The organism is Moorena sp. SIO3B2 (assembly GCF_010692525.1).
GTDB classification, from domain to species: domain Bacteria; phylum Cyanobacteriota; class Cyanobacteriia; order Cyanobacteriales; family Coleofasciculaceae; genus Moorena; species Moorena producens.
Genome location: NZ_JAAHHE010000001.1, coordinates 69206 through 84935, shown reverse-complemented (window position 1 = coordinate 84935; position 15730 = coordinate 69206). Strand labels below are relative to the sequence as shown.

The following is a 15730-nucleotide window of genomic DNA, read 5'->3' as shown; positions in this document are numbered from 1 at the left end:
TAACCGAGGGAGAGTTCAAAACTTCTCAATGCCGTAATATTGTCAAAAGAATGGTTAATCAAATCCTGCAAATTATTTGGGTTTTATCTGGCTTGGGTCTGATTATTTTGGTTTTGCTCCATAGTCCCAAGGGAGATGGCCTTGGCGGTATCGGTGGTCAAGCTCAGCTGTTTACCAGCACCAAGAGTGCTGAAAAAGCCCTGAACCGGGTGACCTGGATCTTGGCGATTACCTTTATGAGCTTGACAGTGATTTTAAGTGCAGGTTGGTTAAACCAGTAGTTGACACTCCCCGCTAATCGCGAGACGGGGATTCTTACTTCAACGAGGTTACTTGCTCAACCAGGCCGGAGCCAAGAAGAGTAGAGGTATCCTCTCCGTAAGCGTTCGGATCGTCATTCGCGTAGCGTGACCTACGGTCAATCCAAGTTCCGGTATGCCCTACCGTACTTAAGGCTCTTTTGAGGATATTGATTGCAGCATTGTGGTCTCGGTCCAACTGACAACCACACTTACAGACGTGAGTTCGAGTTGATAGTGACTTCTTGACCTCTTCGCCGCATTCAGAACAATTTTGGCGCTTTGTAAGCAGGGTTTACTGCAACAGTTATCCTGCCGAACTTAGTTCCAAAATGCTCTAACCATTTCCTAAATTGATACCAACCTGCATCATTAATAGATAAGCCGCGACAGTGGTTTTTAGCCAAGTTCTTAACCCTCAAGTCTTGCCTTCGGCACGCTTCGCGAACGTAGGCGATCAAGTCGTTAGACTGAATTACGCAGCTCGCCGGAGACGAAACCTTAGATAGGGTCGCCTTATTACAAAAGATTTAACCCTTTTATGCAAAGCCGATCACCCATAAAGGCTCCACTATCTTGCGGTAACTTCGTTCCCAGTCTCTTGGGGTGGACTTCAAGTTGCCTGCTTATTTTAAGGTGTGTCCTGCCTAGTCTGTTAATGGCTTTTCGACGGTTAGTAGAGCCTTTCTGTTTTCGGGATACCCGGCGTTGATAAAACTTTAACCGTTTCTCTCCCGTTCGGTAAAATCTAGGATTAGGTTCAGCATGACCGTCAGAATCCGTATAGAAATCCTTTAGTCCAACATCTAACCCGATTGTGTTTCCAGTCGGTTCCAGCTCTTCATTAATATCAACCTGAACGCAAAACTGGACATAGTAACCATCAGCCCGACGGACTATCCTAACCCGCTTGATTTGCTTCTTATCGAAGCGCCACAAATCCCATGTACCCTTGAGTTTAAGTTTCCCGATTCCCTTTTTGTCACTGAATATGATTCGGCAAAGCCGACGCTTCGCGAACGACTTTTTATCAGGGGATAACTTCCAACCTGACTGTTTATACTCGACCGAACGGCAATGTTTTTGAAATCGGGGAAATCCTTTTTTACCGGGTACCTTCTTTTTGCAGTTGTCAAAGAAGCGAGGGATTGATGACCGGAGATGAAACCTTAGAATAGTGGAGCCTTTATAGGCGATAGGCTATGCATAAAAGGGTTAAAACTCATGAAATAAGACGACCCTATTCTTACGGTAACTTCTAACCATGCTCGTTCAGCACGCTTACTGACGGGCAGTAGAGTTCAACTCATTAGCAAAAGGGAACTTTTTAGCAAGAACGGCACTATATTTGTTGAGGTCGTATTTTGAGACCCCTTTGTTGTCCATCCAGTAACGCAAACAACTGTTACGGATGAATTGAACCGTTCTGATCGCCTCGTCTATAGCAGAATATTGATGTTTTTTGCCCTATGCTTTGAACTCTAATATTATCATCAGTTTCGACCTATAACTGCTGATATTTTATTCTACAAGATTCATTATAAAATTCTGGAACTTCCCAAGATATTTTTCTCATGGCTAAAAGCGCGCTGTTCGCTTTCATCCCCGCTCTAAAGAGACGGGGTTTTCAGCGTTTAGATTTTTATAAAAACAATCAGCAGCTATGGATAGCCCTGTTTCTAGGGGGTGTCACTTGTCTGTTAGTGATGTTGATTCAGTCAAGCACCGCAGCTGGTTTATACCCAAAGTTTAACCAATTAACAGAAGCCTCCTCTGCTATCGTGGCTTCGATGCCAGTAACCTCACCTGCCCTACCAGCTTCTAAGCCTCACCCTCTACCAACTCCCCTTGCCCAGTGGCAAGACCCTACCGGCAGCGGTGATTATTTTTCTGAAATCAAGGGCACTCCCTTAGGTTATCTGATCTGGTCTCAGTTTCCCGTCAAGGTTTATGTGGAACACCCCCAAGCACCGGGTGTGGTTGATGCGAAGCACCAGCGCTTCCAACAATGGGTTGATGCGGTGCTAAAGGCGGTGGCAGAATGGGGCATTTATTTGCCCCTAGAACTAGTTGACCAGCAGGAATTAGCAGATATATCGATTTTGCGATCGCGCCCTCCTCTAAAAGTTTCCTTCAACCGTGAGACCGGAACCTTTGATTGGTCTCGCGCTCGCTCAGCCGTTACTAGCTATGAATTTTACCTGGCGCAATCCATCAGTGCACCAGAGCAAATATTAGATAATCTATTATTGCATAAGTTTACCATACTTCTCTCTCCTCAGCAATCCATTGACTACACCCTTGCCACTGCCCGTCACGAACTGGGTCATGCATTAGGTATTTGGGGTCATTCTCCTTTAGAAACTGATGCGCTGTACTTTTCCCAAGTTCGCAATCCCCCTAGAATTTCTGCTAGAGACATCAATACCCTCAAACGGATATACGAACAGCCAACTCGCTTGGGATGGCCTTTGGCCAAGGTAAAAGGTAAAAGGTAAAAGGCTTGCATCCATAGGACAAACTCCAGCTAATATCAAGTCAGGTTGAATACCCATAATTTAGAGGGAGGGTGGGAAGTGTGGGGAGGGTGGAAAGTGTGGGGAGATGGGTAGATGGGGGAGATTTTTATTAAGGGTAATTATCCCGACATGATATAAAACCAAAAATCAAGGTTTTTACTAAAAAGTTTTTAGGAATAGGTTTTTACTAATAGGAAAAATCGAACTTAGGATTACAGAACTTCAGATTTACACAGGTTGTACACGGAAAGGGTGCATAAGTCCTGAGCCAAATGAGAGTGCAAACAGATCCTTGTGACATCCTACTTTCGGCGAGTATTGGACAAGCTCGAAGCTAGTGGCTGTGAGCTTCAGTCGGTAGGAATACTTACCACTGTGCCAATAGCTAGAGCGATTGTCTGGTTTTAAGGGATTACACTATACTAGTAAGTCCTTAAGAAATGGCACAATAGTAGTTCGTATACTATGCTATAACACTCAGCTATGGGTATGACGTTTTCATAGCCATTGGCATCTGAGTCAGTTACTCAGCTTTACCAGAGTGCTCGTACCAAGTTGCAGCTTAAATCGTAACGAGAGGAAATAAGGACTTGGTTATTTCGCCATTGTCCGACAAGTAAATTGCACTTGAAAAACGCAACTTGGTCTTAGCTTTCAGCCCACTTGTCTGATTCATTAGTATCGGACATTTTTGTGGGTAAGATTTTTATTTTCGGTCGTCAGGTGTACATTTACTATTCGGCAAAATACCGTAACCATAAACTAATAGCCTGAATGTGTCAATCTAGCATCATGCAGACTACCGAAAAAACTCAACCGAAACTTCTCAAACTCAAAAAACGCCTTAGTGAAATTAACGACTTAGAAGCAGCCGCATCTTTGTTGTACTGGGATCAGGCCACCTATATGCCTCCCGGTGGTGCAGCTGCTAGGGGACGTCAGCTGGCTACTCTACAAAAAATTGCCCATAGTAAATTTACTGACCCAGCCATGGGCGAACTCCTGGAAGGGTTACGCCCCTATGAAGAAACTCTACCTTACTTTTCTGACGAAGCTAGCTTAATCCGCTGCACTAGAAAAAATTACCACAGAGCCGTGCAGGTGCCAGCGGAATTTATGGGAGAATTCTCTGAACATCGGACCCAAACGTACAGTGTTTGGGTAAAGGCAAGAGCCACCAACGACTTTGCAGCGGTGCGCCCTTACTTGGAAAAAACTCTTGACCTCAGCCGTGAAATGGCTGATTTTTTCCCAGGTTACGAACATATCGCTGACCCGTTAATTGACTTTGCTGACTATGGGATGAAAGTCTCTATTTTGCGGAGGCTTTTTTCTCAGTTGCGAGAGGAATTAGTGCCAATTGTCGAGGCTATTACTGCCCAAAGTCCCACCGATGACAACTGTTTACACCAAAGATATCCTGAAGAGCAACAGTTAGATTTGACTCTCAAGGTCATCAAGCAAATGGGATATGACTTTGAGCGGGGAAGGCAAGACCAAACCCATCACCCATTTATGATCAACTTCTCTACCGGTGATGTGCGCATTACGACCCGTGTTGATCAAGATGACCTGAGTCAGGCTCTATTTAGCAGCATCCACGAAATGGGTCATGGTCTTTATGAGCAAGGAATTAGACGAGATTTGGAAGGCACTCCTCTTGCCTGTGGGACATCCTCGGGGGTCCATGAGAGCCAGTCCCGACTTTGGGAAAATATTGTTGGGCGTAGTCGGGGCTTCTGGAAATTTTTCTATCCCCAAGTACAATCCTACTTCCCCTCTCAACTGGGTAATGTTTCCCTCGATGCCTTTTATCAGGCAATCAACAAGGTGCAGCGGTCTGTAATCCGCATGGATGCTGATGAAGTGACTTACAATCTCCACGTCATGATCCGCTTTGACTTAGAACTGATGATGCTTGAGGGTAGGCTACAGGTGAGGGATTTACCGGAAGCCTGGAATGAACGCTATCGTGAAGATTTAGGGGTTGTTCCCCAGAATGACAGTGACGGGGTGTTGCAAGATGTTCACTGGTACACTGGTCAGATTGGGGGAATGTTCCAATGCTACACCTTGGGTAACTTGATGAGCGCCCAGTTTTTTGAAGCCGCAGTAACGGAACAACCTGAAATTATACCAAAAATTGAGCAAGGAAACTTTAGTACGCTCCATAATTGGTTGAAGGACAACATTTACCAACACGGTTGCAAATACACAGCGGCTGAATTGATTAAGAGCGTCACTGGTACTGCTTTACGCATCGATCCATTCATTCGCTACATCCGGCAGAAGTATGGGCAGCTTTACATGCTTTAATATTTATTTATGCCAAGATAGTTGTTTTGCGAGAACGTTGTCCATATATCTAAAAGAATATCTATTCCTGATCGGTAGTGCGCGGGAATGACTATTCTTTAGAGGAATTTTTTATAGGGTTGTTGGTTTCAATATAGTGGACTTGTATTTGGGGAGTTTCAATGCTCAACCTAATTCAGGATGTTCTCGAAAGTGACGAAAAGAGCGATCTACGTCACTTTACCAGCCAGTTAAAAACTGCAGAACCCAGGTATTTACTGCGCAACGAAATTCTGGCTGCTTTTAATGAATACTGCACTAAGCACAAAAAATCCGAATACTTTTATCATTCTTCTCATTTAGGGAAGCTGATTTATTACACCCAGGAAATTATTCTGGAAGATGAAAGTCTATGCTTGATTATCCGACCAAAAATTGCGGCTAAAAGAGCTTTCCGTCTGTTTGAAGACTTGAGGGCGCAAGAGGTGACACCAGAGGAACTGCTGGATATAGGCGATCGCTTTGTCAATCGCTACAACCCCAAGGTCGGGGAGGTTCTCCAGCTGGATTTTCAGCCGTTTTATGACTACAGCCCACTCATTCGCGATCCCAAGAATATTGGCAAGGGAGTCCGCTTCCTAAACCGCTATCTCTCCAGTAAACTGTTTCAAGACCCTGAGCAGTGGTTGGAGTCGTTGTACGGTTTCTTGAAAGTGCGTCATTTCCATGGAAACCAGCTCCTGATTAACGAGCGCATTCACAATCACCAGCAACTGTCAGAGCAGGTGAAGTTGGCTTTGGAATTTGTAAGCGATCGCCCAGACAGCGAATCCTATGATAAATTCCGCTTTAAGCTGCAAGAGATGGGTTTTGAACCAGGCTGGGGAAACACTGCTAGTCGAGTGCGGGAAACCTTGGCAATGCTGGATGAATTGATTGATGAACCCGATGATAGGGCATTGGAACAGTTCCTCTCCCGCATCCCAATGATTTTCCGGATTGTCCTGGTATCGGTTCACGGCTGGTTTGGACAAGAAGGGGTATTAGGGCGTCCAGATACAGGGGGTCAAGTGGTATATGTCCTTGACCAAGCCAAGAGTTTAGAAAAGCAGTTGCAAGAAAACCTGACTCTGGCGGGATTAAACATTCAGCCTAAGGTGATCATTCTCACCCGCTTAATCCCCAACAATGATGGAACTCGGTGTAATGAACGGTTAGAGAAAATTAAGGGTACAGAAAATGCCTGGATTTTACGGGTACCGTTTCGAGAGTTCAATCCCAAAGTTACCCAGGATTGGATTTCTCGGTTTGAGATTTGGCCGTACCTAGAAACCTACGCCATCGATGCCGAAAAGGAACTGCTAGCAGAATTCCAAGGTCGTCCTGACCTGATTGTAGGAAACTATTCCGATGGCAATCTAGTAGCCTTCCTGCTGGCGCGACGGTTGAAAGTTACCCAGTGCAATATTGCCCATGCCCTAGAAAAGTCCAAATACCTGTTTAGTAACCTGTACTGGCAAGACTCAGAACAGCAGTACCACTTCTCCCTGCAATTTACTGCTGATTTAATTGCCATGAATGCGGCTAATTTTATTATCAGCAGTACCTATCAGGAGATTGTGGGTACTGCTGATAGTGTGGGTCAGTATGAGTCTTACCAGAATTTCACTATGCCAGACCTGTATCATGTGATTAATGGCATTGAGTTATTCTCTCCGAAGTTTAATGTAGTACCACCGGGGGTAAATGAAACCGTCTTCTTCCCCTACACCCGCACTCAAGGGCGAGTAGCTAGTGATATTAAGCGGTTGGATGAATTCTTGTTTACCCTAGACGACGAGGCCCAGGTCTTTGGCAAACTGGATTATCCTAACAAGCGCCCGATTTTTTCCATGGCTCGTCTTGACCGAATTAAGAACCTGACTGGATTAGCGGAGTGCTTTGGTAAGAGTCGAAAGTTGCAGGAACGCTGTAACTTGATTTTAATTGCGGGTAACTTGCGCACTGAAGACTCCAGCGACAGCGAAGAAAAGGCAGAAATTATCAAGCTTTACCAGATTATTGAGGAGTATAATCTCTACGGCAAGATCCGCTGGTTAGGGGTGCGCTTGTCAAAGAGTGACTCTGGTGAAGTGTATCGGGTGATTGCTGACCGTCATGGTATTTTTGTGCAGCCAGCGCTATTTGAAGCCTTTGGTCTAACAATTTTGGAATCCATGATTTCTGGTTTGCCAACCTTTGGTACCCAATTTGGTGGACCGTTGGAGATTATTCAGGATAAGGTCAATGGTATCCTGATTAACCCTACTAACCAGGAGGAAATGGCTCAGAAAATCCTGGATTTTGTGACTAAGTGTGAGGAAAATCCCCAGTACTGGGAGGAAATTTCCAATCAGGGCATAGAACGAGTCTACAGCACCTATACCTGGAAAATCCACACTACACGGTTACTATCCTTAGCACGGATTTATGGCTTCTGGAACTATACGTCTAAGGCAAACCAGGAGGATATGCTGCGTTATCTAGAGGCACTGTTCCATCTGATTTATAAGCCTCGGGCTAAAAAGCTTTTGGAGGAGCATTTGACACTCCCCGCTCGTGCATAGACGGGGATTCTGCTAACAGGCTAGACTGAGGTAGCTCCCACAATCTAATCCTTGCTACGGTCGTCAAAGGCCGTCAACGAGCGTCGGCTAAGATCAATGTCTAGCTTTCTAGCTACTTTTCTAAGAATGTTTGCACTACCGTTTAAATCGGCATTTACAATTGAACCATCACCACTTTTGTAAAGACCACGTTTAAGACGCTTTCCTGACGCTTTCCACCCGTTCGGTTTTTGTCCAAACTCAGGCAGGGAGTCTCCGTCGAGATAGCTAGCCTTACTGGTGTATGCTTCTTCTGTTATCTCTAATTGAATGGGATGGATCTGGCATAGTTGCTCAAGTCTATCTTTGAGCTTTCCAAGAGGAATTTGAACAAACTTTTGATTGTTTATTATCCCCATTTTTGCCCTACTTTTAAAGCCTTCATTCCAGCCCACTACAATTGTGCCAATGGAATTTTTTAAGCAGTGATCGACGATAAGTTTAGCTGCCTTGTTTATCCCGTCTCTAATTCTGTGATTCCGTTTACGGGTAACTCGATCAAGCCATTCATCCCAATAGTCCTGGGACTTTCCTTCTTTTCTTGTCGATACTTGCTTATTCCAAAGCTGGTTGTAAGCCTTAATGGCTCGGGAGTCAACGAGAAAAGAATTCCCTAGTGTATCAACACAGGCTGCTAAATTGTCAGCGGTTCCGAAATCTATAGAAAGGGCTTATTTATTGTTTAATTGCGTGCCTTTGTACCATTCAAGAAGCTCATAGGAAATCTCTAAGTAGAAAGCTCCATTTTTGGGCAAAATAGTCCATTCCTTTATTTTTATACCCTCTAGGTTAGTAGGGAAATGAATTTCAAAATATTTAATGTCAAACCACCTTTTTACAGTCAGCCCAAGGGCAAATCTGAGATTACCATTTATAACCTTGGGCTTCTGGCCGCCCGAGTTAGGGTAACTTACCTTGAACAGTTTCGCTCCTTTGAGATATCCAGGAGGTTTTGGTTTGCTTTGTAATTGCCCATTGAACCAAATATCTCTTAGTTTATTGTAGCCTTTAAAGCTTTCAGTTACGCTTAATAACGTTTGTTGTGCTGGTGTTGAAGGAAGCGACTTAGCTATTAAGTTTTTTCCTATGCTTTCTTCGTATATCAAGTCGAATTTACCTGTCAGCAATCGGCCTGTCTTAAAGAAGATTTGCCGGGCAGAGTAAACCCCCATATTGTAGAGCTTGCCTGATTGGCGGCAAAGATACTCAACCATCGCTTCTGTCTCTTGATCTAGGTGCAACAATATTTATTTGCTGCACCCCTATCTGTTTATTGGTTTTAGCCATTATCGATCTCATATTAAGTTGTCGTTATTTTTATAAAAAACTACATTAATAACAACAGCAAGTCCGGAAGTCAAATAAATTGATAAAGAATAGTTTTGGATATAGGCATTACAATCACGCAGTGGGTATTTGTACTGTTAACCTTGTATGGTTCCCGAAAAGCAAAAAAGTACTTGTGGATAAAATTCGAGATATAATTTACGAAATATTCGCTGAGATAGCTCTAGATAAAAATTGGAATATCAAAGTTCTTGAAGTAGCACCAGACCAGATCCATTTATTCGTCGAAATCAATCCCACAGATGCGATATATCAAGTCGTAAGGGCTTTCAAAGGGAGAAGCGCCAACTACCTAAGAAAAGAGTTTCCTGATCTAAAGAAACTTCCATCTCTTTGGACTAACAGTTATTTCTTCTCAACGGCAGGTAAGGTTAGCATTGAAACTATCCAAAGATACATTAATGATCCTCATCATGGATAGTTTCTCTTAGGTGGCTTTAGCCACTGTGAGCATTCCTCCCCGGTCTAAAGACACGGGGTTTCCTGCTATCTAGATTTTTATGAGAAGGTTCTAGAGATTCCTTTATACACAACTGAACATAATAGCCATCTGCACGGCGAACCAATCTAACCCGCGCGGGTTAGCTTTTCCGTAGCGTCGGCTTTGCCGAATCGTAACGCCACAACTCCCAAGTCCCTTTCAGTTTCAGTTTCCCGATACCTTTCTTGTCTAAGAAGTTTATCGACTTAGCATCCCCTGATAATTTCCACCCTGATGTCTTGTATTCAACTGTTCGCGCAGCGTCGGCTACGCCGAATCGGGAGAAATTTTTGAACTTGGGATATCCCTTTTTACCGGGGGCTTTCTTTTTGCATTTATCGTAAAATCTAGCGATTGAGCTATAAGCTCTTTCGACCGAAGCTTGACATGCGTGAGAGTTCAAGTCTTTTACAAAGGGATACTCAGCTCTAAGCCAAGTATTATGACGATACAGCTCTTTTTGTCCTACAATTAAACTAAGCCGGTGAGTCGCCCCACCGACTCGTCTTCAGAACCGTACGTGATACTTTCGCATCATACGGCTCCTCATTATAGGAACCATTGTCATTGGTACCTCTAGAACGGGTTTTCATCTAGCTCGGAGGCGTCGATTTTTGTCCCGTGTTTGGCGTCGTGACAGTGAAGGTGTAGTAATTCTAGATTTTTATCTAGGTTATTTCCACCTAGTGCGCGTGGTATAATATGATGTTTTTCCAATGAATCTCCATCCCTGAAAGTAAGACCACAATGAGCACATTTCCGGAAACGAAACCTTAGATAGGGTCGCCTTACTACAAAAGACTTCAACCTTTTACGCATAACCTACCAACTATAAAGGCTCCACTATCTTACGGTAACTTCAAACCCTTCTTGCCGTTCTAAAAGCCTTCCCTTCTGAGTGGTCATCTCAGGATGTTTTCTCATTCTGGTATTCCAGTATATTAGGTTTCCGTCGTAGGGACTTCTGGATTCTTTGACTTTGGTGTGCCTGATTATGGGTGTTTTACCATGTTTGGGTAGGTAGTTATCCAAAGTCATGAATACCCAATTGTCCTCTTCTAGAGTTCCCCAATATTTATGGTTTACCCAGGTCTTGGATTTCTTTGGATGTCTCCTGTATCCCCATCTTTGTAATTTGTTCCAGAGTTTATGGTCTAACCCTTTGAATGTTTCTTTACTACATACTGAGCTGTAGTAATTACACCATCCTCTTATAATGGGTTTAAGGTTGTATATTAATATATCCTGGGGGGCAGCTCTATGACGGTTGATAGTGTTTGAGAGTTGCCCATAATGTTCTAGAACTTTTTCTTTTGATGGTTTGATGATGGTTTTAAAACCTTGTTTTGAGTGGTTTTTTCCTACATGATATTGACGTATATTGAATCCTAAGAAGTCAAATCCGTCAAAACTATGGATTATTTGTGTTTTACTTGGTTTTAATTCCAATCCCATGTCTTTTAACCATTCGTTTATGACCCTTTGACATTCTTCTATCACTTTCTGGTCTTGGTGTAGTATTACGAAATCATCAGCATATCTGATTAGGTTTAATCCTTTTTTGTAATAGGTCTTTTTGCCTTTAACAGAATCGGCAAAATCCCATACAACCTTTTCCATGCCGTGGAGGGCTATGTTCGCCAGAAGTGGAGATATTACTCCACCTTGGGGAGTGCCCTCTTTTGTAGGTGAGAATGTTCCATTATCCATCACACCAGCTTTAAGCCAGGACTTTATTAGACGTCTCATGGATGGATAAGTATTTAGTTTTGATATTAGGGTTTTATGGTTGATTTTATCGAAGCATTTAGCAATATCTGCATCTAGCACCCATTTTGGTTTGCTTCTGATGGAGTTGAATATTGCTTCGATAGTATCATGACATGAGCGTCCTGGTCTAAACCCGTATGAGTTAGGTTCAAATTTTGCTTCCCATTCAGGTTCTAAAGCCTGTTTGGCGAGTGCCTGTAATGCGCGGTCATACATGGTCGGTATTCCCAGTGGGCGTTTTTCTTTCCGTCCAGGTTTAGGTATCCATACCCTTCTGGTTGGCTTCGCCTTTTTGGAGGTTTTGAGGTTGGCTACTAAGACGAGGCGTTGCTTGTTGGTTAAAGCTTTGACCCCATCTATTCCGGCAGTCTTTTTACCTCTATTTTCCTGAGTGACTTTTCTGACCGCTATCATTTTGGCAGTCCAGGACTTCATCAGAGTCTTTTGCAACTTTCTTACCACGCGAACATCACCACGAACAGAGGCTCGATATATTCGTTGTCTTGATGCAGTCGCTCATGGGGGAAACCCCCAAGACCGCGCTGCATCGCTTTTGCAACTTAAATAGGGTTTTTTCTAGCTTGCGCCAGTTGACCTTATTCCATTCCGACTTTTGGGAAAATCCCAGAGTATTAGACATATCAATTGCTATTTACAACTATATCTTTTCCTATAACGTGAGTCCGTCTGCGTATCCTAAATGTTACCTTAGGCATTTGCTTCTGACTCAATCTTGCCCCCATAGGACATGCGGCTAACTACCTACTCAATAATCGACCTTACTGAGAGTACATATGGGAGTTACTTCGTTCCTGATAACCATTCTTTGAACTTTTAGGGTGATACTATTCACCGGGAATTATTTCGGAAATCTTTATAAGAAAAAGGAATCTTATCAACTTAATTCCATTGACTTTTGTCTGTAGCGTTTCAACCTTATTTCGCTACATTGGACTAACGATGATTCTGATGTATCTTCCTTTCGTACCCATGAGTTCTTTACCTATCAAATACATCGGTCAGGTTAAAGGATGTTTTGACGTTTGACCCTGGCATTAATCCATGAGTTTGTTATGTTCATGAATCAGGGTAAGGTTGTCACTCGGATTTCACGAGGGATGGAATTTCACCATCATGGTTATCAAGTTATCATGGCTCTTTATTGAGCCAAGCAGTTAATCCCCCAAATCTTTGTTTAGATAAGGTTTCTAACTAACGAATCGCACCCTTTATTGTCCATCCAGTAGCGGAGGCACTTATTGCGGACAAATTGACCGGTGCGGATCGCCTCATCAATCGCGGCATATTGAGCTTTCTTTCCCTTGACCTTGAACTCTAAGACCTTCATTGTTGACGTGGGACAACTCTGGGTAAAGTAGAACACAAAAAGAGAAAGCCGTCCGTTGTTCGCGTTCGCCTTTGGCGTGGCCATAGGCCAAGCGTGGCCATAGGCCAAGTTACCGTAAGATAGGGTCGCCTTTATGGTTAAAGACGAAACCTTAGAATGAAGGAGCCTTTATGGGTAACTGGCTATGCATAGAAGGGTTAAGTCTCTTGTAATAAGTAGGTCGGGCTTGAAAAGCTCAGGTATGTTAAGTTAAATAAAGCAATAATACTTTCAATGCTAAGAAGCATTCACTATGGGCGCACGCTTAAGAATCTTTCCTCTGTGCCGAACTTGAGCGCACTTTATTTGAACTTCGCACTGCCACTACGGTTCCCCAGCGAGTCAAAGACCGAGCGCAAGTAATTCGTTTAAACCATCAGGGCCTGTATGTAGAGAAAATTGCTGCCTATTTCGGCTGGAATGTTCGAACTGTCCGTGAGGTCATTCATCGATGGCAACACAAAGGCTTGGGGGGACTATGGGATGCTCCTAGACCCGGAGCCCAGAAGCGTTGGCAGCCTGAGGATATTGAATATCTAGAATCCTGCTTACGCCAGGAGGAACGCACCTACAATAGCAAACAGTTAGCCCAAAAGCTGGCTAATGACCGTCATGTTAAGTTGAGCCCGGATCACCTCAGACGAGTGCTTAAAAAAAGGGGGTGATTTGGAAGCGTACTCGCCAAAGTCACAGAGGGAAGCAAGACCCTATAGAAAAGGCAACCAAGCAAGCCGACCTAGAGATGTTGCAATGGTCAGCGGCAGTAGGAGAAATCGACTTATTCTATCTCGATGAGTCGGGATTTTGTATGTGGATGCCCGTAGAACACAGCTATTTCTTTAGAGGTGAGCAAAAGCGCCTTGAACAGACAGCCCGCAAAGGAAGACGCATTAGCATTTTGGGATTGCTACAACCTAAGCGTGAGCTTTGTCTATGGACTGGTGGTGGGCAGTTTCAACGGGGAGCGCTACATCACGATGATGGATGAACAAGCTCGTCAGGCCAAGCAACAACTCGATCAAACCGGTCGGCTCCGGGTGATTGTCCAGGACAATGGTCCGGTTCATACCAGCAAACAGGTGAGAGAGAAATGGGCTCAGTGGGAAGCTCAAGGGCTATATCTGTTCTTTTTACCGAAATATTGCTCAGAGATGAATCCGATTGAATCCGAATGGCATCAGTTAAAAACCCATGAATTGGTGGGTCAAATGTTTGAAGATGAACTGGCCCTAGCTTATGCAGTCATTGATGGCGTCAATGCTAGAGCTGAGGTTGGTGGATATCAGGCAGAACGATTCAGATTTCCCTCGAAGTTAGCTCCTTCATAATGTGTTACATACATGAGCTTTTCTACCCTTAGCTACTTAAGGCTCCTTCATTCTTACGGTAACTTCCGAGGCAGGCTATGGGGAAAAGGGTTAAAACTTATTGAATAAGGCGACCCTATCTAAGGTTTCTATCCAGGGAAGGACGGGGCTTGAGACCCAAAATTTTTGGTCAGAGGCGATCCGCTACTGCCCGGGGACGGGCGTGTACCCATGAGGAATGACTAGCGTACCCATTATTATCAATACCTAGGGCAAAAACTGTTCTTCATACTTACGCCATGGAGCTAAATACCCCTATCCTAATTACACAAAGCAATTGAAAGTTTTATAAATATTTATTAATCAAGACTTGACATACGGCATTTTTGTTGAACTTGTCACCAATGGCCTAATAGTTACGCCTCCCAGACAAGTAAAGTGGACTGTTAAGAGTTGGAAACTTTGGGTCTCGGAATAGGGAACAGCAACGGTTTGAGCAACTTTAATTTTCTTAACACAGTTCAAAAAAAAAAAAAATTAATAGCGTTTCTCTTGGTAATCAGATATAGAGCATTTTTTCCCTACTCTCTACTTCCTACTCCCTAAAACCTAGGATGAAAGTACCTTAATCAATGGATTACTGCTAGTGAGTACTCCTAGATGTCAGAGTACTTAGGTTTTATATAGCTGCTATGGTTGGACGAGAGTCAAGCAGAATTTATTTACGATTAGGGTTGACAGGTTATTTTTTTCGTGCTAAATTTCTCATGGTGCCTAATTTAGGGGACTCTCAATGCTCATAAACCTAAGTACACTTAAGTATAGTGAAAACAGTAAAAAACTGTTGAAAGGGAGCAAATAAGCCTTGAAAAACGCTATTTATAAAGGAGCTTGAAACTTTGGAAATATCAGATGTTCAGACCTTGACGAGAAGTTTGACAATCTGGTAGAGTTGTTGCGGTATAGAGCCCATTATCAGCCAGATCAAATCGCTTATACCTTCAATGAAAAAGGGGAAGAAGAAACTGATCGTATCACCGATGAGGTATTAGACCAACGCTCAAGGGCGTACGCCTGTCAGTTGCCGTCTCTGGGGGCAACGGGGGAACGAGCGCGAGCTAGTAGTACCACCAGGTATAGACTTCATTGCTGCTTTGTTTGGGTGCTTGTACGCTGGCGTAATTGCAGTGCCCACATATCCACCACCCCGACGCAGTCAAAATCTGTCTCGGTGGTTAGCGTAAGCATACCTATGCAGAGGCTAGGTTTGCCCTAACTACCACATCTGTTATGACCGAGTTAACCAGCTCGCCGAGCCCAGCATCCAGCTCTGGGGAAGTTGCATTTGCGAGTCTACAATAAATGCGTACGCGACTTTGGGTTGAACTGGTCTCAACCAAGCCATTACAGCAGTAGCCATGCCTAACTCCTGTAAACTTCCGGCTCTACCGGGACACCCAAGGGAGTAATGGTGAGTCAGGGTAATCTGCTACACAATCAGCGGATGATTAAGCAAGCGTTCGGACATAGCCAGCAAACAATTGTAGTAGGTTGGTTGCTGACTTTCCACGACATGGGACTGATGGGAAATGTATATTTATATGAAAATTGAATAAATTACTTAGCCAACAGCGTTGGTCAATGAAAAAATGAAATATGTAGGGAGCAATCTCTCCGTAG

At 43.7% G+C, this 15730-nt stretch carries 8 protein-coding genes and 6 pseudogenes; 7 read left to right on the top strand and 7 right to left on the bottom strand.

The window, feature by feature from the left end; genetic code table 11:
- Nucleotides 1-50 precede the first annotated feature (50 nt).
- Nucleotides 51-281, top strand: coding sequence for a preprotein translocase subunit SecG (gene secG, locus F6K38_RS00155; protein WP_008191847.1), 231 nt, complete (start codon nt 51-53; stop codon nt 279-281).
- Nucleotides 282-315: 34 nt separating this feature from the next.
- Here secG and F6K38_RS00150 read toward each other — a convergent pair.
- Nucleotides 316-1742 (bottom strand): annotated as a pseudogene (locus F6K38_RS00150) (RNA-guided endonuclease InsQ/TnpB family protein).
- Nucleotides 1743-1873: 131 nt separating this feature from the next.
- On the opposite strand from F6K38_RS00150, the gene F6K38_RS00140 reads away from it, so the two are divergent.
- From F6K38_RS00140 to F6K38_RS00130, 3 genes are all read left to right on the top strand, one after another.
- On the top strand, nt 1874-2797 hold the full coding sequence (locus tag F6K38_RS00140) for a hypothetical protein (protein ID WP_008191843.1): 924 nt from the start codon (nt 1874-1876) through the stop codon (nt 2795-2797).
- Between the two features lie 813 nt (nt 2798-3610).
- Nucleotides 3611-5134, top strand: a complete 1524-nt coding sequence (locus F6K38_RS00135; RefSeq protein ID WP_008191841.1) for a carboxypeptidase M32 — start codon at nt 3611-3613, stop codon at nt 5132-5134.
- A gap of 161 nt (nt 5135-5295) precedes the next feature.
- A complete protein-coding gene (locus F6K38_RS00130) occupies nt 5296-7719 on the top strand; it encodes a sucrose synthase (protein ID WP_008191839.1) in 2424 nt (807 codons plus the stop codon).
- 44 nt (nt 7720-7763) lie between these two features.
- Here the strand turns inward: F6K38_RS00130 and F6K38_RS00125 are convergent, their stop codons facing one another.
- Nucleotides 7764-8420: an IS200/IS605 family accessory protein TnpB-related protein gene (locus F6K38_RS00125; protein WP_081431932.1), complete on the bottom strand. Its 657-nt coding sequence runs from the start codon at nt 8418-8420 to the stop codon at nt 7764-7766.
- Nucleotides 8421-8429: 9 nt separating this feature from the next.
- Nucleotides 8430-8972, bottom strand: a complete 543-nt coding sequence (locus F6K38_RS00120) for a hypothetical protein (protein WP_229414783.1) — start codon at nt 8970-8972, stop codon at nt 8430-8432.
- A gap of 152 nt (nt 8973-9124) precedes the next feature.
- Between F6K38_RS00120 and tnpA the strand changes: the two genes are divergently transcribed.
- On the top strand, nt 9125-9526 hold the full coding sequence (gene tnpA, locus F6K38_RS00115) for an IS200/IS605 family transposase (RefSeq protein WP_008191833.1): 402 nt from the start codon (nt 9125-9127) through the stop codon (nt 9524-9526).
- 70 nt (nt 9527-9596) lie between these two features.
- On the opposite strand, the pseudogene F6K38_RS00110 reads toward tnpA, so the two are convergent.
- From F6K38_RS00110 to F6K38_RS43960, 4 genes and pseudogenes are all read right to left on the bottom strand, one after another.
- A pseudogene (locus F6K38_RS00110) lies at nt 9597-10055 on the bottom strand (RNA-guided endonuclease TnpB family protein); the annotation flags it as partial.
- Nucleotides 10056-10162: 107 nt separating this feature from the next.
- A pseudogene (locus F6K38_RS00105) lies at nt 10163-10345 on the bottom strand (HNH endonuclease); the annotation flags it as partial.
- Nucleotides 10346-10450: 105 nt separating this feature from the next.
- Nucleotides 10451-11996 (bottom strand): annotated as a pseudogene (gene ltrA, locus F6K38_RS00100) (group II intron reverse transcriptase/maturase); the annotation flags it as partial.
- Between the two features lie 555 nt (nt 11997-12551).
- Nucleotides 12552-12704 (bottom strand): hypothetical protein, encoded by a 153-nt coding sequence (locus F6K38_RS43960; protein ID WP_353814701.1) that lies wholly within the window; start codon nt 12702-12704, stop codon nt 12552-12554.
- A gap of 292 nt (nt 12705-12996) precedes the next feature.
- Here F6K38_RS43960 and F6K38_RS00090 point away from each other — a divergent pair.
- Nucleotides 12997-14071 (top strand): annotated as a pseudogene (locus F6K38_RS00090) (IS630 family transposase).
- Between the two features lie 1426 nt (nt 14072-15497).
- Nucleotides 15498-15662 (top strand): annotated as a pseudogene (locus F6K38_RS00085) (AMP-binding protein); the annotation flags it as partial.
- Nucleotides 15663-15730 lie beyond the last annotated feature (68 nt).

Coding starts and splice junctions, on each gene's coding strand:
- secG (WP_008191847.1), top strand. CDS start 51: ATGGTTAATCAAATCCTGCAAATTATTTGGGTTTTATCTGGCTTGGGT.
- F6K38_RS00140 (WP_008191843.1), top strand. CDS start 1,874: ATGGCTAAAAGCGCGCTGTTCGCTTTCATCCCCGCTCTAAAGAGACGG.
- F6K38_RS00135 (WP_008191841.1), top strand. CDS start 3,611: ATGCAGACTACCGAAAAAACTCAACCGAAACTTCTCAAACTCAAAAAA.
- F6K38_RS00130 (WP_008191839.1), top strand. CDS start 5,296: ATGCTCAACCTAATTCAGGATGTTCTCGAAAGTGACGAAAAGAGCGAT.
- F6K38_RS00120 (WP_229414783.1), bottom strand. CDS start 8,972: ATGGTTGAGTATCTTTGCCGCCAATCAGGCAAGCTCTACAATATGGGG.
- F6K38_RS43960 (WP_353814701.1), bottom strand. CDS start 12,704: ATGAAGGTCTTAGAGTTCAAGGTCAAGGGAAAGAAAGCTCAATATGCC.